The sequence below is a fragment of the Paenibacillus amylolyticus genome (assembly GCF_050990605.1).
GTDB classification, from domain to species: domain Bacteria; phylum Bacillota; class Bacilli; order Paenibacillales; family Paenibacillaceae; genus Paenibacillus; species Paenibacillus amylolyticus_H.
Genome location: NZ_CP158832.1, coordinates 1,996,602 through 2,014,359, shown reverse-complemented (window position 1 = coordinate 2,014,359; position 17,758 = coordinate 1,996,602). Strand labels below are relative to the sequence as shown.

At 45.7% G+C, this 17,758-nt stretch carries 17 protein-coding genes and 1 tRNA gene; 7 read left to right on the top strand and 11 right to left on the bottom strand.

All coding sequences use genetic code 11. The features are described 5' to 3' along the window. Positions 1–182: 182 nt before the first annotated feature. The gene (locus ABTV53_RS09270) at positions 183–1,331 is read right to left on the bottom strand and encodes a sn-glycerol-1-phosphate dehydrogenase (RefSeq protein WP_433752488.1); all 1,149 of its coding nucleotides are present in this window, start codon (positions 1,329–1,331) and stop codon (positions 183–185) included. A 158-nt stretch (positions 1,332–1,489) separates the two neighbouring features. On the opposite strand from ABTV53_RS09270, the gene ABTV53_RS09265 reads away from it, so the two are divergent. Beyond that, the gene (locus ABTV53_RS09265) at positions 1,490–1,675 is read left to right on the top strand and encodes a hypothetical protein (protein ID WP_433752487.1); all 186 of its coding nucleotides are present in this window, start codon (positions 1,490–1,492) and stop codon (positions 1,673–1,675) included. Positions 1,676–1,781: 106 nt separating this feature from the next. On the opposite strand, the gene ABTV53_RS09260 is transcribed toward ABTV53_RS09265, so the two are convergent. After that, a tRNA-Leu gene (locus ABTV53_RS09260) sits at positions 1,782–1,866 on the bottom strand. 221 nt (positions 1,867–2,087) lie between these two features. On the opposite strand from ABTV53_RS09260, the gene ABTV53_RS09255 reads away from it, so the two are divergent. Together ABTV53_RS09255 and ABTV53_RS09250 are read left to right on the top strand one after the other, a co-directional pair. Then, positions 2,088–3,080, top strand: a complete 993-nt coding sequence (locus ABTV53_RS09255; RefSeq protein ID WP_433752485.1) for a Gfo/Idh/MocA family protein — start codon at positions 2,088–2,090, stop codon at positions 3,078–3,080. A gap of 252 nt (positions 3,081–3,332) precedes the next feature. After that, complete coding sequence (locus tag ABTV53_RS09250; protein ID WP_433752483.1) at positions 3,333–3,695, top strand: winged helix-turn-helix transcriptional regulator; 363 nt, start codon at positions 3,333–3,335, stop codon at positions 3,693–3,695. Positions 3,696–3,746: 51 nt separating this feature from the next. Here the strand turns inward: ABTV53_RS09250 and ABTV53_RS09245 are convergent, their stop codons facing one another. The 5 genes from ABTV53_RS09245 to ABTV53_RS09225 all read right to left on the bottom strand — a co-directional run bounded on the left by ABTV53_RS09245 (position 3,747) and on the right by ABTV53_RS09225 (position 8,407). Beyond that, positions 3,747–5,363: a sensor domain-containing diguanylate cyclase gene (locus tag ABTV53_RS09245; protein ID WP_433752481.1), complete on the bottom strand. Its 1,617-nt coding sequence runs from the start codon at positions 5,361–5,363 to the stop codon at positions 3,747–3,749. A 164-nt stretch (positions 5,364–5,527) separates the two neighbouring features. Continuing rightward, complete coding sequence (locus tag ABTV53_RS09240; protein WP_433752479.1) at positions 5,528–6,265, bottom strand: spermidine synthase; 738 nt, start codon at positions 6,263–6,265, stop codon at positions 5,528–5,530. Positions 6,266–6,423: 158 nt separating this feature from the next. Further along, on the bottom strand, positions 6,424–7,326 hold the full coding sequence (locus ABTV53_RS09235) for a LysR family transcriptional regulator (RefSeq protein WP_076209057.1): 903 nt from the start codon (positions 7,324–7,326) through the stop codon (positions 6,424–6,426). 59 nt (positions 7,327–7,385) lie between these two features. Beyond that, a complete protein-coding gene (locus ABTV53_RS09230; RefSeq protein ID WP_433754129.1) occupies positions 7,386–8,123 on the bottom strand; it encodes an SDR family oxidoreductase in 738 nt (245 codons plus the stop codon). A 23-nt stretch (positions 8,124–8,146) separates the two neighbouring features. Beyond that, a complete protein-coding gene (locus tag ABTV53_RS09225; RefSeq protein WP_433752477.1) occupies positions 8,147–8,407 on the bottom strand; it encodes an Atu4866 domain-containing protein in 261 nt (86 codons plus the stop codon). A 175-nt stretch (positions 8,408–8,582) separates the two neighbouring features. On the opposite strand from ABTV53_RS09225, the gene ABTV53_RS09220 reads away from it, so the two are divergent. Beyond that, a complete protein-coding gene (locus ABTV53_RS09220; protein ID WP_433752475.1) occupies positions 8,583–9,518 on the top strand; it encodes an AraC family transcriptional regulator in 936 nt (311 codons plus the stop codon). Positions 9,519–9,582: 64 nt separating this feature from the next. On the opposite strand, the gene ABTV53_RS09215 is transcribed toward ABTV53_RS09220, so the two are convergent. Further along, positions 9,583–10,020 (bottom strand): MerR family transcriptional regulator, encoded by a 438-nt coding sequence (locus tag ABTV53_RS09215; RefSeq protein WP_433752473.1) that lies wholly within the window; start codon positions 10,018–10,020, stop codon positions 9,583–9,585. Positions 10,021–10,189: 169 nt separating this feature from the next. Between ABTV53_RS09215 and ABTV53_RS09210 the strand changes: the two genes are divergently transcribed. The 3 genes from ABTV53_RS09210 (at position 10,190) to ABTV53_RS09200 (ending at position 13,556) form a co-directional block, all read left to right on the top strand. Continuing rightward, positions 10,190–11,068 carry an SDR family NAD(P)-dependent oxidoreductase gene (locus ABTV53_RS09210; RefSeq protein ID WP_433752472.1) on the top strand — a complete coding sequence of 293 codons (879 nt, stop codon included), beginning with the start codon at positions 10,190–10,192 and terminating at the stop codon, positions 11,066–11,068. A 106-nt stretch (positions 11,069–11,174) separates the two neighbouring features. Continuing rightward, positions 11,175–12,338: an oxalate decarboxylase family bicupin gene (locus ABTV53_RS09205; protein WP_433752470.1), complete on the top strand. Its 1,164-nt coding sequence runs from the start codon at positions 11,175–11,177 to the stop codon at positions 12,336–12,338. A gap of 78 nt (positions 12,339–12,416) precedes the next feature. Further along, on the top strand, positions 12,417–13,556 hold the full coding sequence (locus tag ABTV53_RS09200; protein WP_433752468.1) for a zinc-dependent alcohol dehydrogenase: 1,140 nt from the start codon (positions 12,417–12,419) through the stop codon (positions 13,554–13,556). Between the two features lie 288 nt (positions 13,557–13,844). On the opposite strand, the gene ABTV53_RS09195 is transcribed toward ABTV53_RS09200, so the two are convergent. The 3 genes from ABTV53_RS09195 to ABTV53_RS09185 form a co-directional block, all read right to left on the bottom strand. Further along, complete coding sequence (locus ABTV53_RS09195) at positions 13,845–15,812, bottom strand: PTS fructose transporter subunit IIABC (protein WP_433752467.1); 1,968 nt, start codon at positions 15,810–15,812, stop codon at positions 13,845–13,847. Positions 15,813–15,902: 90 nt separating this feature from the next. After that, positions 15,903–16,814 carry a 1-phosphofructokinase gene (gene pfkB, locus ABTV53_RS09190; RefSeq protein ID WP_433752465.1) on the bottom strand — a complete coding sequence of 304 codons (912 nt, stop codon included), beginning with the start codon at positions 16,812–16,814 and terminating at the stop codon, positions 15,903–15,905. A gap of 2 nt (positions 16,815–16,816) precedes the next feature. Continuing rightward, positions 16,817–17,563, bottom strand: coding sequence for a DeoR/GlpR family DNA-binding transcription regulator (locus ABTV53_RS09185; RefSeq protein ID WP_433752464.1), 747 nt, complete (start codon positions 17,561–17,563; stop codon positions 16,817–16,819). Positions 17,564–17,758: the final 195 nt, after the last annotated feature.

Genomic DNA, 17,758 nt, shown 5'->3' with positions numbered 1-17,758 from the left:
GCCTTTTTAAAATGAAACACGTCCCTCTTCTCTCCCGACCTTGAAGCAGCCTCCTGGCTCTTCCGTCAACAATGTCAGGCAATCCCCCCTTCTCTGCCTTCTAATCCCAACCAAAGCCAATTTAACGCTCCAGAAGCTACGTTTACGTAATCTTGGAGACCGAACTTTCTGAAAAGTAACCCTTACCTCGTGTTTAACACTTCGTTGATATATTTCAACCCGGTATATCGAGGACGAAGCGTATGCGCTATGGTAAACGCATGTTCCACCATCTCCGGGGTTACACCAAGTTGTTCCGTAGTCACAGGTCCACCTACTTGCTCCAACCATGCAATAAGCTGAGCAGGCTCTGGCAATTGGTTATATATCCCAAACACTGGTTCATCCGATGTCTGTGCAAGTTCTTTATATTTCACCGTAAGTAATGCACAAGCTACGCCAACTTTGGCGCCATGCAGAACCGGTCTTTCTCCCGCTTGCATCAGATCCATCTCCATGATGTGGGACAGATGATGCTCACCTCCGGATGCCGGACGGGAATGGTCAATGATCAGCATAGAGATGCCAGAAACGATTAATGCGTCCATTAATACAGCTACTCCCTCTGCTCGCCCCTCCGCAATAGCTTGTACATGATCTATACATGTATTCAGGGCTTCTTCTGTCATCCGATAAGCGACCGGACAGAACGGTTCGCCGCCCAGATCACGAGAAACAATCCAGTCAGCAAGGGAAGTATATTTGCCAAGCATATCTCCGAATCCGGCTGCTGTCATCACTTGTGGGGCTTGCTCCAGAATATCCAGATCGGCAAAGATAGCCTCAGGCGGAACAGCCTGAAATGTTTGTTTGACGCCGCTTACAATTAAGGGTGCACCCGCAGAGGTAAACCCATCCACTGAAGCCGCTGTCGGTATTGACAGAAAGGGCTTGTTCATTTTGGAACAAACAAATCTCACCAGATCATGAATGGTACCTGAACCCACCGCAATGACAGCCTGACTTTCGAGTCTCACACCCAACATGACCTGTACAATAGCTGCTTCATCCGCAATGATATCCCCCGTCCGATTCTCCGGTAGAGCGATCTCATCCACATGCATTCCCGCTTCGCGAATACTGCTCAGCACATCAGATCCAGCGGCCCGAAACGTATGTCGATCATAAACAACCGTCACCTGACGATACCCTTGCTCAGACAAATAACCCGGCAACCTCTGAATGGCCCCAGCTTCCAGATGAATGAGCATATCTACCACTCGGTGTTGATGACCACAAGCACACTGCTGTGCTTCCTCATTCCACGCTGTAATTCGTTCGTTCATATTCATTCGCTCTTACCCTCCCATATGAGATATCATGCATAATTAACGGCTTAAAACCACAAGATAAAAAAGGAAAGAAAATGTGATGATTTTCCTGATCACACTTTACTGCCTGTACCCCATATTTGCAAATCCATATCTCACATGTCCAAGTAGGTGAAACAATGAAATTAACGAAAGAATTAGGAATTTCGCTCGGATTTCTGGCCGGAACCACCTTTGGCAGCGGTATCGCTTTTTTGTTTCGTCTCCAGTCGGTTGAAGTGGTTGCCAGTGTTACTCTATTTGGTATTGCAGGAGCCATTGCCGGGATCATCACTGCAGTCAGTCTGCGCCAGCGGCAACATTAACATTAGCATGCCGATAGCAAAATGTAGGCTTCACACGAATGATCCACAAAATAAAAAAAGGTTTGTGAATTGCCTTAGAGCAACTCACAAACCTTTTTTTGTTAGATGCGGTCGAGAGGACTCGAACCTCCACGGGGGGTTAGCCCACACGGACCTGAACCGTGCGCGTCTGCCAATTCCGCCACGACCGCATAATATGTATCTCCTCATCCATGGATGAAAAGCGTTCCGGTGAAGCAATTCCTTGTTTTACCATAATTCAGAGTATACATGTTCCATAATAATAATGCAACTTTTTTTATACATTCAGAAACAGGACATATGTCCTGTTTTATCAACGCCAAACACCATATCGTATCATTAAGCAAATAAACCACCTATACGAATGATACATTGAAGGAGAGATCTCATTTTGAAAACAACCCATCTGTGCTTTATCGGTGCCGGGTTTCATGCATCCACGAATATATATCCTTCTGTCGTTGAGAGCGGAGCGCAGATCCAGGCCATTGCCACTCGCAGTATGGAACGATCTGAAGCAGCTCTGCTGAGATTTGGCAGCAATGGCAGAGCGTATGATAACGCTCAGCTTATGTTACAGCTGGAAAGTTGTCATGGAGTCGTTGTGGTCGCCCAGCCTATGGATCAGACTGCTCTTGTCCTTGAATGCATTCAGGCTGGCAAAAATGTATACGTGGACAAGCCGCTTGGATGGAACGCTGCGGAAGCCTCCACTGTAGCCGAAGCTGCCGAGCAGGCTGGCGTCGTTGTCATGGTTGGTTTTATGAAGCGTTATGCTCCCGTGTATATGAAGCTGAAGGAACTCATTGATGGTGGATCGCTAGGTAAAGTGCGTTCGTTTCAGATGAAATTCGCTGTAGACAGTACCCCATTTTGCAAGGATGAGGAACAGTTCATGAAACTCGCTGCCATTCATATGGTCGATCTGATGCGTTACTTATTCGGAGAAGCAATACAAGTTACAGGCACAACCGTGAAGGATGGGGAACACATTAATCAAAGCATTTCCCTTGTATTTGAGAATAACATAGTAGGCAGTGCTTATTTTACCGGCATGAGTGCTTGGTCACGGGAGAGTGAAAGTGTACTCGTCACCTTCGACAACGGATTTGCGTCAGCTGAAGAGATCAACACACTTACTGTTCATCACTCCCGCAGTTCGAACAACCTTCCCTGGAAATCTCTTGAGGAGCAAGATACGGTATATACGCCTTCCGGATCTCCCATGTCAGGAGCTTATCGCGACCTTTATCTACGCGGGTTCGTTGGTGAAATGGTGCACTTCATCGAATGCTGCCAGAATCAGACTGTCCCACATTCCAGCGCCAAGGTTAATATTGCAACAATGGCTCTATGTGACTCCATTCTCTCGTCACTGAAGTAGCGTATATACGCTCATCATCATATTTTATATATCCAAATAAGAAGATTTGAATAGAGCCTCTATGTTTCGCAAGACGAAACCGAGGCTCTTTTTTATCTTAAAGACATCAACGATTCTGCCTTCGCCTAGAGTTAGGGTTTATAATCTGCATCATAAGTGATATGCTCTTTCATGAACTATACGTACTCCATGTGATATAACCACCCCAAAGGATACCATAGACAATCACCGAAAAATGGAGGTGCACTTAAGATGAGAAAGGACGCAACCAGGGCATGTCCCGCGCCATACGGCTGTTCCGTGGAAGTTACCCTCAGTGTGATCGGAGGCAAATGGAAAGGTGCCATTTTGTATCATTTATTCTCCGGTCCTTTGAGATTTAACGAGATCCGCAAACTGTTTCCTGACATCACCCAGCGTATGCTCACCCTGCAGCTTCGAGAGTTGGAAGGTAGCGGAATTGTTCATCGTGAAGTATACCCCCAGATCCCACCTAAAGTGGAGTATTCCCTCACACCATTTGGTGAAACGTTACGGCCGATTATCTTCAGCATGCGAGATTGGGGAGAAACGTATACAAATGAGGTTCTGGCCAGAACCTCACAAGAGGTATAAAACACAAATGAAGCTGTCCCTAGTTCTTAGGGAACAGCTTCATTTGCTTGCTTATTTATTAACCGTCTGGATCGTAACTGTACGGTTACGTCCCTCTTCCTTCGCTTGATACAATGCATTATCCGCCAAGTGAAACAGTTCTGTGGATATTGTGGAGTGCTTCGGATATTCAGCAATTCCAGCCGAGATGGTGACGGAACGATCTATAGGCAATACGCTTTCTTCGACTGTTATTCGGATACGTTCAGCAATCTCAAAAGCGACGTTAGACTCGGAATTTCTTAACAAGACTACAAATTCCTCTCCACCAAACCGGGCACAGACATCTTCTGGTCGAACAGACAATTGAATGATATTGGCAATGTGTTTCAATACTTCATCCCCAGCATGATGTCCGAATGTATCATTAATGGACTTGAAGCGGTCAATATCGAGAACAATAATGGAGAATGGCACCTCATTCTGAATCCATTCCTGGATGACTTCTTCGAAGGTTCTGCGATTGTTCATGCCTGTTAAAACATCGGTTCTGGCATCATAGACAAGCTGGTTTGTCTGTTTTCTGAAGTTCGCCAATGCACCAACAACCGTTCGTGTGAGAAGGTCTGCCTCTCTATTCCAGTGAGGTTTCATCACCGGTAGATCCACTTGTCCCTTATCGACCTGATTCACCAAATCAGCCAGCATAGCAAAAGGACTGGCCAGCTTGCGTGCAACTCGAACCACAATAAGGGTCAGGATCAGGAAAGGCACTGAAGTGTACAGCAACAACATACGGATATGATGATTTAACTGATCGTACACCGTTTGGGTTGGAGACACGATTACCACGCCCCAGTCTGTTGATGGAACTTTGTAATAACCTGCAAGTGAATCTACACCTCCCAGGTTTCTGTATTGTTCTTTACCGTTCTCATTTACTAGCAGCTTTTGCACCACTTCATTTTCACTGACATTTTCACCAATTCGGTTGGTGTTTGGGTGAAATAACAACGTGCCCTTTTTATCCACAATAAAAAAGTAGGAACCATTACTTGTCTTGAGTTGACTGCCAAAAGACAGACTCAAAATATTATTTTCCTGCAAAAAGATATTTCCACCAATCGTTCCTTGGTACGTCCCTGCTGAATCAAAGATCGGTTCACTGACAAACACAATTCTGCGTTTGGTTCGGGGTGTCTGGTACGCTTCGGAGATATACGAAGCCCTCAATTTAACCGCTTCTTTTGCTGCATTGGAACTGACATGGTGACCTACGCTAGCCTGTGTGTACGGTGAGGTAGACCTGACTACTCCCGCTTTATCTACCAAAGCAACGGAATTGAAAAAATTACTGCTGTTGCGAACCAAATCCAATGTGGAATTCAATTCATTTGTATTGGAGTGATCCATATCCGGGAAATATTTGGCTGCATATTTCAAGCTCTCTTGCATGGAATAAAAAAGCGAATCCAGGGTTTGGCTCATTTGCACAGCGCTTGCATAGTTTAGCGATAGGGTGTTATTAATAAGTGACTGTTTCTGAGATGTATAAGATGAGATGACCATGATGGTCAATGTCATTATAACTGAAATAGTGACCAACCCGCCGAGTAAAGCCGTAAGGCTGATCTTCTTGATATTTTTTATTTTTCTTCGTAATCTAGATCTCTTGATCTGTGCAATCATCGTTTACTTCCCCCGGATTTTCATGAAAAGGCATATTCCTTCTATCTTATACGAAAGTTGTTAAGATCAAATAAAGAGATTGAGAAATCTTAACAATTACATCGTAAGATTGACGATTTAATGACATTTTACTTTCCCTGGAAGAATCACTGTTCAGGATCGCCCTAATCGACAATGATATATCCTTCTTCTGGCTCTTGTTCAACAAACCCTGCCATATGACGAACCTGAAATTCGATCGGGTGATGACTGCCCATTAAAATGCGATTTTGAACTTCATCCACTATTTCTGTAGGTAAGGCGAATGCACGTGTATAGGCAAACTGTGCCTGAAGTGTAGTATAGATCGCATTGACAAGCCGATCGTTGCCCGCACGCCCGAACACATTAAGGATCACAGCTCCGTCGGAGTCCAGCTTGTCCTTGACCATGGCAAAAAAATCACTGGATATAAACTGCTCGGGTGTCCCCGTTGCCGTAAAGGCATCAATAATAATATAATCATATGTCGCAGCGGGCTCTTGGCCTAACAATTCACGACCATCCCCAATGAGCACAGGGCTTCCCTCATATCCAAAAAAGGTTTGGCTCAACTCCACGACCTCTGGGTCAAGCTCAGCCACCTTTACCTCGCGATCAGACAAGTAGGTTGGCAATGTGCCAATACCATGTCCCACCACAAATACGGTATCAAACTCAGGATCATTCCGTTCCATTAGATGCACCATTGCTCTCGGATACTCCAACACCATCCGGTTAGGCTCATCCAAATCCATGGCTCCTTGCACAGCTGCGTTGGAGAATTCTAATACACGAAACTGGCCCTTCTCTCCATATAGCTTTTTGGTATCATATACCGTCAGCTCATGCTGTTCACTTTTATTGCGATACAGAACTCTCACTAACCGTGCTCCCTTCAATCTCTTACACCCATTCGACATATACCTTCATTCTATTACACGGGATGACAACATACCACCCTATACTTGAAAGATCGTAGTACAACAAAAAACCGTTCCGACTCAACCGGAAACGGCCTTTTGATGAACCATTTAACACCCTAAGACCCTATGGCCTCATGTAAAGCCTGGACATATGCTACACCCAGATTAGAGAGAGAGGTACTCTTGTGGCTTATCCACCCTACATTAATGGATTCCTCACATTCCAGCGGTACAGGAATAATCTCGTTTCCGTTCAAATCAGCGCTAAGTACGCCCGTAGAGATCGTATACCCATTCAGACCAATCAACAGGTTAAACAATGTTGCACGGTCATTGACCTGTATGCTTTTGGGGTGAGATAACGTACTCAGGATCTCTTCGGAAAAATGAAAGGAATTGTACTCTCCCTGGTCAAATGACAAGTACGGATAGTCCTGCAGTTGCTCGATTGCAACCGACTCCTGCTTCGCCAGCGGGTTCTTCACACTGATAAAGATATGGGGCTTGGCTGTGAACAAACTCGTAAAAACCAATCCCGCATCTTTTAACAATTTGTTAATTACCTTGGCATTGAATTCATTCAAGTACAGAATGCCAATTTCACTACGCAGGCTTTTCACATCCTGAATAATCTCGTAGGTCTTTGTCTCCCGAAGTGCCAACTCGTATTCATCCTGACCATACTGCTGTACCAGACGAACAAAGGCATTCACCGCAAACGCATAATGCTGCGTCGATACGGAAAAGTGCTGCGGGGATGGCTTGGCGTTCAGATAACGATTCTCCAGCAGTTCAGCTTGTTCTACCACCTGACGTGCATAACTTAGAAACTCAACGCCTTCTTTAGACAGAGATATTCCCTTATTGGTGCGTTCAAAAATAGTAATTCGCAGTTCCTGCTCCAGATCCCGAATGGCATTTGACAGGCTTGGCTGGGATATAAACAACCTTTTGGCTGCTTCATTCATGGAACCGCGCGTGGCAACTTCGATCACATATTTTAGTTGTTGTAATGTCACTGCACTATTCCTCTTTTCATATCAATTCAACCTATTATATACCAAAAGAGGATCCGACCTTAAGCCATGCTTGCTGTCGGTCTCACTACAATCTCATTTACGTCCACCTCTGCCGGCTGGCTAATGGCGTATAGGATACTCTGGGCAATCGCTGAGGCAGGAATGGAGATACTCCGATATTCTCTCATCAAATCTTTCGCTCCTTCATCAGTGATCCTATCCGCCAGTTCCGATTCGGTCACACCAGGAGAAACGAGTGTCACGCGGATATCACCACCGACTTCCTGACGAAGTCCCTCCGAAATGGCACGAACTGCATATTTCGTTGCACAGTACACCGCAGCTGTTGGAGATACAGCATAGGCACCGATGGAGGCGATATTGATAAATTGGCCGGAACCTTGCTGTTTCATAATGGGAAGTCCAGCAGCAATACCATGCAACACCCCGCGAATGTTGACATCAATCATGTGATTCCATTCATCAATCTTTAGTGCTTCAAGGGGGGATAACGGCATAACACCAGCATTGTTAATAATAACGTCAATACGACCGTAACGAGTATATGCCTGTTCTACAATCGCCTGCATCTCTTCCAATTGAGTCACATCCAGCGAATGATACTCCACCGATCCGCCTTCCGAACGAATGGAGGAGGCCAATGCCTCCAAACGTTCCATACGTCTAGCACCAATAACCACATGTGCACCGTGCTGTGCCAGTAAACGAGATGTTGCCTCTCCTATTCCACTACTTGCACCGGTAATAACAACCACTTTTCCTTTAACATTCATCAACATAACCATCTCCTTATTCTTTGTCATTTCACATTTTCCCGATAAAATATCATACCGCCATGAAACAATATGTCATTCTTAAAATCTCCATCTGCTGTAAAACCCGTGTCATCGACGTAATCGATATGATTGCCCTTGACAACATAGGAACCCTGATATGCGTGTTGTCGATTACCTCTTGCTTCATCATATCTACCATTTGGGAGAAGCTGGTGCCGGATGTACCCATCCTTCGTGACCCACATTCCCAAATACGGATGATTTAGTTCTTGTTTGCTTACCACGCGATCATTCCCCACTACTCCAACCTGCCTTCCATGCTTCAAAAGATTTTCTTGCTATCATCATTATGAAGGGGATTAGCAGCTGCACGATAGAAGGATCCCATTGATTTCTTGCCTATTACTCCGGGAAATTCTAAAATAATATCAAGATCTTTTTACAGGAGGGCTGCAAATCATGAAGTTAAATCTAGCAAATATAGATCATGGAGTTACCGAGCAACAGCAAAAGTTGGCTGATCTAATCAAACGTTTCACCCCTACTGACGGAATTCATTCAACAGCAATTCCTTCACTTGCCTTAATCCGCGCCTCCGAGATCTCACAACCCATCTATTACGTTCATCAACCCGCCCTCTGTATTGTCGCCCAAGGCTCCAAATTAGTTATACTCGGACAGGAAAGCTATACCTACGACCTGACACAATATTTAGTAGCTTCCATAAACTTGCCTATTTCAGGGCAGGTTGTCCAAGCTACCGTTGAACACCCCTATTTATGTATGAGACTGGATTTTGAACCAGGGCAGATCTTCGATCTCATCCGGGATACGCCTTCTGCATCACCCAAACCTGACCATTCAACAAGCCGTGGATTGTTTGTAAGCTCAGCCAAACTCCCACTTCTTGAAGCCGTATTCCGATTGGTTAGATTGCTGGACACACCTGAGGACATTCCCGTTCTGGCCCCACTATTCATTCGCGAGATTCTGTATCGCATTATTCAAGATGAACACGGGCAATCCATTATGCAGTTTGCGGTCCAGAACAGCCATGCACAGCACATCGCTGAAGTAATTGAAGTCATTCAATCGGAATACGCCAAACCACTTCGGATCGAAGAACTTGCTTCCATGGTTAACATGAGTTCTTCCTCTTTGCATCATCACTTCAAAGCCATTACTGCCATGAGTCCACTGCAATTCCAGAAACAGATTCGTTTGCAGGAAGCGCGGCGAATATTGCTTACAGGCTCAACCGATGCCGCCGACGCTGCGTTTCAGGTTGGCTATGAAAGTCCATCTCAATTCAGCCGGGAGTATGCCCGCATGTATGGTCTCCCTCCCAAAAGCGATATCAAACGACTACGTCATACACTTGATATTAAATACTAGAAACAGCAAAAAGACCCGCGTCATCATGACATGGGTTTTCAAATTCCAATAGGCTGCAGCGCCCTCAAGAGAATATGTTCTGTTTCTCAAAAACAGACATCTGGTTCTCCCCGGGTATAGGGCATTCATCAGGATACATACTTCGTTTCTCCAACTTCTCATCGATAAAATCAACGACTTGCTGTAGCGAAGCAATCTGTGCTTCAACTTTCTTCCGGTGATTCACCAGCATTTCCCTTTCCTCAGGGAAATCTGCGAGATCCGAATCCATGGACATTTGTAAATAAGGCTTCATTTCCTCCAGAGACATTCCTGTTTTTTTCAAGCAAGTGATCAACTTCATCGTATGGATATCTTCCGGGCGATATACCCGATGGCGATTGGGCTTGCGTACAGCTTGGGGAAGCAGCCCAATCTTCTCATAATAACGAATTGTATCTTCCGATAATCCGGCCTGTTCTGACGTTTCCTTAATGGAGAATACTGCATTCTCGCTCATCATATGGGCCCCCTCCACATTCATTTCTCTCCATATTACAACTTGGAGCTGACTCCAAGTCAAGCATGATCCATTCCATCCTAACACCCCTTGACTTGGAGTCGACTCCAAGTTATAGAATGAGCGCAGCATACAGATTCGTTCTGTAATCCCATTCTATCTGGAGGTATATATGAATATACAAAATCAGCTTCGCACCGCTCTCATCACAGGTTCAACGTCAGGAATTGGTCTTGAACTGACACGCAAGTTACTGGCTGAAGGATGGCAAGTAATCGGTCTCAACCGTTCTGCTTTCCCATCCGAGGATACCGATATTCAGAACGCCTTACGTTCAGGCAAGCTCCGCCCCGTTCAGGCTAATCTGACCAACTACGACAGTCTGAGAACTGCACTGGATCAGATTAAATCCGATACCGATTCGATTGATGTCTTGTTTAACAATGCGGGGGGCAGCGCTTCGGAGCTTCGTTTCTCTGATCAGGGGCATGAACTGCACTTTGAACTTCAAACTGTAGTCCCTTACATCATCTACATGGAATTAGTTGAGCTGTTGCTCAAAGGACAGATGAAAACAGTTGTTAATACCTCCACTACCGCGTTCAGTATGGTCAAACAATTTGATCTAAATATCTTGGAACGTCCAGCTGAATTCAAAAAGCTGTTTGGTCCCTATGCCACCTCGAAGCTCGGTCTATCTCTATGGACACGTGAGGTTGCCAAGTCTGCCAAAGCGGATGGCATACAACTGCTGAGCGTAGATCCCGGTGGAAATAATACGCTAAGAGGCAACAAAACATCCGGATTACCTTTCTACATTAAACCTATCATGAAATGGTTCTTTCCTCATCCAAGTCATGGCGCTTCATTGCTCTACAGTGCGGCTTTATCACACACCAGACATGAATCAGGTACATTCCTGGTGAAAAATAAAGCGACAGCACTTCGGTTCACAGAGCAAGGTCCTGCCATTTTGAACCGGGTAAACGAGATTTATGAGCAGCGTTTCCGTACAACGCAGTCTGGAAAGACCACAACCACCCCATCTTAATCATGATGCATGTTGTCCCTCATATTATCCAGGCCCTGATTCATAGATGTAAACATAACGATACAATGTTGCGTGTGACAGCTACTGAATCTGGAGGGATCACTTCATGACCAAAGGACAGCAACCTAACGAAAAACCATTTATTATCCCGCAACCCATTCGCAGTGATGGCGCTGGAGGACCTGATCTGGGACCCAGAGACGTCATGAGAGATATACAAAACCCCGATATGCTGGTACCTCCGGCAACCGATAACGGGTTATTGCCCAATCTGAGAATGGCTTTTTCCGATACGCATATGCAATTGAACCATGGCGGTTGGTCACGTGAAATCACCGTACGGGATCTCCCTATTGCCACTACACTGGCTGGTGTGAATATGAGCCTGACACCCGGTGGTGTACGGGAATTGCACTGGCATCAACAATCCGAGTGGGCCTATATGATCTGGGGAACGGCAAGAATCACTTCGGTAGATCAGAACGGACGTAATTTTATTGCGGATGTCGGACCGGGAGATCTCTGGTTTTTTCCAAAAGGGCTGCCTCATTCCATTCAGGGACTGGAGGATGGTTGTGAATTTCTGCTCGTGTTTGATGATGGCTCCTTCTCCGATCTGAATACGTTATCCATATCCGATTGGTTTGCCCACACACCACCAGAGGTATTGTCTGTCAATTTCGGTATGCCCGAATCTGCATTTCAGTCGATGCCGAAGGAACAGGTCTACATTTTCCAAGATACCGTTCCAGGTTCCATCGACAGCCAGGAAGTTCAGTCGCCATACGGCACCGTTCCTCTCACATTCAAACACCGATTGCTGGCTCAGGAACCGCTAATTACACCTGGCGGAAGCGTCCGGATTGTAGACTCCACCAATTTCCCCATCTCGACTACTGTTGCAGCCGCACTTGTTGAGATCAGACCTGGTGCTATGCGTGAACTGCACTGGCATCCCAATGCAGATGAATGGCAATACTATCTGACAGGACAAGGAAGAATGACCGTCTTCGGAGGAAATGGCATTGCTCGCACATTTGATTATCGGGCTGGAGATGTGGGATATGTACCCGTGGCATTGGGACACTATATACAGAATACCGGTACAGACACATTATGGTTTTTGGAGATATTCCGGAGTGATCGCTTTGAGGATGTGTCATTGAATCAGTGGATGGCTTTGACGCCTCGGGATCTGGTCCGTGACAATCTGAATGCACCGTCTGAGCTGCTCGATGCCTTGCGTAAAGTAAAATGGCCTGTCGTTTAATTTAGAATGTATCTCTATCATTTGCAGCAAAATTGGGTAATTGTCAGAGAATCCCACTATATAAGGAGGAATATGAAGATGAGAGCCGTTACGTTTCAGGGAATAAAGGACATTCAACTCAAAGAGGTTGAAGATCCCGTACTGCAACAGAAGGATGATATTATCGTTCGTATTACTTCTACAGCTATATGTGGATCCGATTTGCATATTTATCAGGGAGCTCTGCCCGCTGCCAAAGATTACGTTATCGGTCATGAACCGATGGGCATTGTAGAAGAAGTAGGGCCGGAAGTGACACGTGTGAAGAAGGGGGACCGCGTGGTCCTGCCTTTTAACATCGCTTGTGGTGAATGCTTCTATTGCAATCATGACATGGAGAGCCAGTGCGATAATTCGAATGGCAATCCGGATATTCATACAGGTGGTTATTTTGGGTTCACCGAACGCTACGGAAATCACCCCGGAGGTCAAGCAGAATTATTGCGTGTTCCCTACGGGAACTTCACTCCGTTTGTGATTCCTGAATCCTGTGAACTGGAAGATGAAGCATTATTGTTCCTGTCCGATGTTCTTCCAACCGCTTACTGGAGCGTCGAGAATGCCGGAGTTAAACCAGGAGATACGGTCACTGTACTCGGTAGTGGACCCATTGGACTGATGACGCAGAAGTTCGCCTGGATGAAAGGTGCCAAACGCGTTATTGCTGTGGATCGCCTGCCCTATCGACTGGAGAAAGCCAAACGTTTGAACGATGTAGAGATTTTTAATTTTGAAGATTACGATGATATGGGTGAGCACATTCGTGAGATTACACATGGCGGGACCGACGTTGTTATCGACTGTGTAGGTATGGATGGCAAAAAGAACATGCTGGAAGAGATCGGACAGAAGCTGAAACTTCATGGCGGTTCATTGAGTGCGATCGAAATCGGCATGAAGGCGATTCGCAAATTCGGTACCCTTCAATTAACGGGTGTGTATGGTTCGTCCTACAATATGTTTCCGTTAGGCAATTTGTTTGAACGCAATATCAATCTCAAAATGGGACAAGCTCCTGTTATACATTACATGCCTGAGTTGTTCCGCAAAATCACTGCTGGTGAATTTGATCCAACCGAGATCATCTCCCATCGGATTTCGCTGGAAAATGCAAGCGATGCCTATCGCATTTTCAACGATCATGAAGACCAATGCACCAAAGTTATCCTAAAACCCTGAACCGTCGTTTTGATTATAAATATGCAAAATAAAACAAGCAGATCTACCTGTTCAAGGTACTCTGCCTGTTTTATTTTTATCCAAAAGTCGCTTGATGGCTTGAATATACACACTTTCTCCTTGGAAGCTGATGAGATTACCTTGCCCCGTCTAAGCGACATGCCCTCCTCCCGTGCCGATATCCAGCTCGTTCACAAATCCAGAGGCAACTTTCCACTACCAGACGAAAAAGCTGAAATTAAAAACATCTCCCAAGTGAATTTCACCCAGGAGATGTTACCTTAATTTTTACTTCACAAGCGTTGGTGACTTCTTCCACAAGCCCAGAATCAGACCGGAGATCACAGAACCAATCGCAACAGCGAGCAGGAACAATAGTGCGTGGTTCGCCAGTGCTGCAACGAAGATCCCGCCGTGCGGAGCTGGTACATTAATGCTCCACAGTTGCGTCAGTCCGCCAGCAACAGCGGAACCCAGAATACAAGAAGTCAATACACGTAATGGATCAGCCGCAGCAAATGGAATTGCACCTTCTGTAATGAAAGAGAATCCAAGTACATAGTTAGTCAGGCCTGATTTGCGTTCTTGCTCCGTAAATTTGGATTTGAAGAACGTTGTTGCAAGTGCAATCGCCAGAGGAGGCACCATACCGCCTGCCATAACCGCTGCCATCCATGCACCGTCTGTGTTACCACTGGATGTGAATACGCCGATCGCGAACGTGTAAGCCGCTTTGTTGAACGGTCCGCCCATATCGATAGACATCATGCCGCCCAGCAGCAAGCCCAGCAATACCGCATTACCTGTACCCAAGTTACCAAGTGCATCTACAAGCCATGTGTTCAGGGAACCAAAGATTGGATCAAAGACGTAGAAGCTGATTGCACCTACGATCAACAAACCGAATACCGGATACAGCAAGATTGGTTTTAAGCCATCAATCGCTTTTGGCAATCCTTTAAACAACTTACGGAGACCAATAACGACATAACCCGCCAGGAAACCAGCAGCCAAACCACCAAGGAAACCGGCGTTTGAGTTAACTGCCATCAATCCACCGACCATACCAGGCATCAGGGCTGGACGATCACCAATACTCATCGCGATAAATCCGGCCAATACCGGAATCAGGAAGTGGAATGCACCTGTTCCGCCACCGATGGTTTGAAGCAGTTGTACAATCGGATTGTCAGGACTAGCAATCTGTTCGAACAAGAAGGAGATCGCAAGCAGGATACCACCACCTACAACAAACGGCAGCATATGCGAGATACCATTCATCAGATCTTTATAGATTTTGCTACCTACACTGATTTTGCCAGCGCTTGTGCCCTCTTCCTTGGCATTTCCGCCCTGACTGCGATAGATCGGTGCATCGCCGTTAACGGCCTTGCGAATCAGCTCTTCGGATTTACGGATTCCATCACTCACCGGTCTTTGCAATACCGGTTTGCCATCGAAACGTGCCATCTCCACATTTTTGTCTGCGGCAACGATAACCCCTTTGGCGCGGGCAATCTCGTCAGCAGTAAGAACATTCTGCGCACCTTCGGAACCGTTCGTCTCTACGCGAATATTGATGCCCATTTCCTGAGCTTTCTTTTTAAGTGCATCTTCAGCCATAAACGTATGCGCTATTCCTGTTGGACAGGCTGTAACCGCAACAACAAAATCCTCCGAATTGGCATTACCTACAATCACACCAGAAGTGTTTTGTTGCTGACCAGTAGTAGAAGCGGATGCGGCATTTGCCTCTTTTTCAACTTTTGCTTTCTCTTTGGCTGCTTCCTTGTCAGCTGCTTCTGCCTGTTTGGCATCAAACAATGCACTAACTTCCGCAGGTGTATCTGTACTCATCAATTGTGAGATGAAATCGCTGTCAATCAACAACCTGGAAAGAGCTGCAAGCGTACGCAGATGGGTATTCCCTGCGCCTTCTGGTGCCGCAATCATGAAGAACACATGAGCTGGCTGATCATCCAACGCTTCAAAGTCAAGTCCTTTTCTACTCTTGGCAAACACAACCGTTGGTTCGTTAACCGCTGTTGTTTTGGCATGTGGCATCGCAATTCCGCCACCGATCCCCGTGCTGGATTCAGCTTCTCTTTTATAGATCATTTCCTTGAACAGGACCGGATCATTAATTCGTCCACTTCGGTTCAGGCTTGCAATTAGTTCATCAATAGCCTCATCTTTGGTTGTGGCTTGCAGGTCCATGATCATCGTTTCCTGGATCATCAAGTCTGTTATTCTCATCTCAGTACACTCCCTTAAGTTCTATCGGCCTGCATAGGCAGGCCTCGCTGCATTACAATTACAGTAAAAACCTTTTATACGACCGTTAGGCTAAATCGTCGTAATGGTTACTTGATTGCGCAATTCATCAATCAATTCTCGTGTTGCCAGATCATCCGAGAACGCAGTCGCACTTCCAGATGCAACCCCTGTGCGGAAAGCTTCCAGCAGATCTCCGCTCTGTACATAGGTACCTACGAATCCGCCAATCATGGAGTCACCGGCACCAACCGAGTTTTTCACAGTGCCTTTTGGCACATTCGCATGATGAACTTCCGTTTTGGTAATGAATAGTGCACCCTCGCCTGCCATGGAGATCAACACATGTTTAGCGCCGGCTTCCAGCAACTTACGCCCGTATAACACCAGTTCCTCACGTGTCTCAATCGTTACATCAAACAGTTCAGCAAGCTCATGATGATTTGGCTTCACCAGCAATGGTTCATGTTCAAGAGATTCCATTAACGCAGGGCCAGTTGTGTCAATTACAAATTCGGCCCCCGTCTGCTTGCAAACTTTAATGAGACGATCGTAAAAATCCGTTCCAAGAGAAGGTGGTACGCTTCCGGAGAGAATGACAATATCTCCTCTTTGCAATGACGACAATTTGTGAAGCAACTGCGCTGCCTCTTCTGCACGTATTGCTGGTCCAAGACCATTAATCTCTGTCTCTTCTCCATGCTTCAGCTTGATGTTAATGCGAGTATCGTCTGCAATCGTGACAAAGTCTGTCCGGATGTGATCTTCTTGCAACTTGTCATTAATGAATCGTCCTGTGAATCCACCAAGAAAACCAATGGCCGTGTTATCTGCTCCAAGTTGATTCAGTATGCGAGAGACATTAATGCCTTTGCCGCCAGGGAGCTTCAAGTCCCGATTCATTCGATTCAATCCACCAAGCTTCAGCTCATCCACTTCCACGATGTAATCAATGGACGGGTTAAGTGTTATCGTATATATCATCGTTATCCCTCAATTATTTTAGTTTTCTGTGCGATTCCAGGCCGCCAGTGTTCTGGCATCTGCTCGGTAATCAAATCGGCCTCCTCCAAATCAAACAATTTGGCAAAAGTAATTTCCCCTATTTTGCTGGAATCAGCCAGCACATAAGATTTTCCCGACAATTGATGTGCACGCCTTTTAATCAAGGCTTCCTCCGGATCCGGTGTTGTATACCCCATTTCGGGATCAACTCCGTTGCTTCCAAGAAAACATTTATCAAAACGGAAATTATCCATGTTCTGTAATGCGATACTGCCAATGACTGCTTTTGTATGAATTTTCATCATACCTCCGAGCAAATAACTGCGAATACGCTTGCTGACCAGAGCTTCAACATGTGAAAGTCCGTTGGTAACCACCGTTACGTCTTTCGCTTCAATAAAAGGAATCATGGCTAACGTTGTCGTTCCTGCATCCAGATAAATGCATTCGCCATTTTCGATCTCTTGAGCAGCCAAACGGGCAATCGTCGTTTTTTGTTGAATGTTTTTGAACGTTTTTTCTTCCATGCCCGGTTCCAGCATTTTTTCATTCACCAGAGCGGCACCGCCGTGGATGCGTTTGAGCATCTGACGACTCTCCAGATCAATCAAGTCACGTCTAATCGTAGATTCAGAAGCACCCAATACATCAACAAGCTCTTGCAATTTCACAATTCCCTGTAAATGTAAGCGCTCTATAATTGCAGCATATCGTTCTTCAGTCAGCATCTTCATTCCTCCAACTGCTTCTATAGTATCATAATCCACTCAAAAAACAACCACTTTCATTCAAATTAATTTAAAAACCTTCAAAAGAATGCATCTTTCGACTTATTTTCTTGTCCTATTGTCCCTTCCCCATTAAAAATCCTGCAGCCTCCAGCGCTTGATGCGCGGCGTTGCAGGATTTTGCTTTTCATAGGA

Excerpts from the sequence above, each read along its gene's own strand:
- ABTV53_RS09270 (WP_433752488.1), bottom strand. The coding sequence starts at position 1,331 with ATGAATATGAACGAACGAATTACAGCGTGGAATGAGGAAGCACAGCAG.
- ABTV53_RS09265 (WP_433752487.1), top strand. The coding sequence starts at position 1,490 with ATGAAATTAACGAAAGAATTAGGAATTTCGCTCGGATTTCTGGCCGGA.
- ABTV53_RS09250 (WP_433752483.1), top strand. The coding sequence starts at position 3,333 with ATGAGAAAGGACGCAACCAGGGCATGTCCCGCGCCATACGGCTGTTCC.
- ABTV53_RS09245 (WP_433752481.1), bottom strand. The coding sequence starts at position 5,363 with ATGATTGCACAGATCAAGAGATCTAGATTACGAAGAAAAATAAAAAAT.
- ABTV53_RS09220 (WP_433752475.1), top strand. The coding sequence starts at position 8,583 with ATGAAGTTAAATCTAGCAAATATAGATCATGGAGTTACCGAGCAACAG.
- ABTV53_RS09215 (WP_433752473.1), bottom strand. The coding sequence starts at position 10,020 with ATGATGAGCGAGAATGCAGTATTCTCCATTAAGGAAACGTCAGAACAG.
- ABTV53_RS09210 (WP_433752472.1), top strand. The coding sequence starts at position 10,190 with ATGAATATACAAAATCAGCTTCGCACCGCTCTCATCACAGGTTCAACG.
- ABTV53_RS09205 (WP_433752470.1), top strand. The coding sequence starts at position 11,175 with ATGACCAAAGGACAGCAACCTAACGAAAAACCATTTATTATCCCGCAA.
- ABTV53_RS09200 (WP_433752468.1), top strand. The coding sequence starts at position 12,417 with ATGAGAGCCGTTACGTTTCAGGGAATAAAGGACATTCAACTCAAAGAG.
- ABTV53_RS09195 (WP_433752467.1), bottom strand. The coding sequence starts at position 15,812 with ATGAGAATAACAGACTTGATGATCCAGGAAACGATGATCATGGACCTG.
- pfkB (WP_433752465.1), bottom strand. The coding sequence starts at position 16,814 with ATGATATATACGATAACACTTAACCCGTCCATTGATTACATCGTGGAA.
- ABTV53_RS09185 (WP_433752464.1), bottom strand. The coding sequence starts at position 17,563 with ATGCTGACTGAAGAACGATATGCTGCAATTATAGAGCGCTTACATTTA.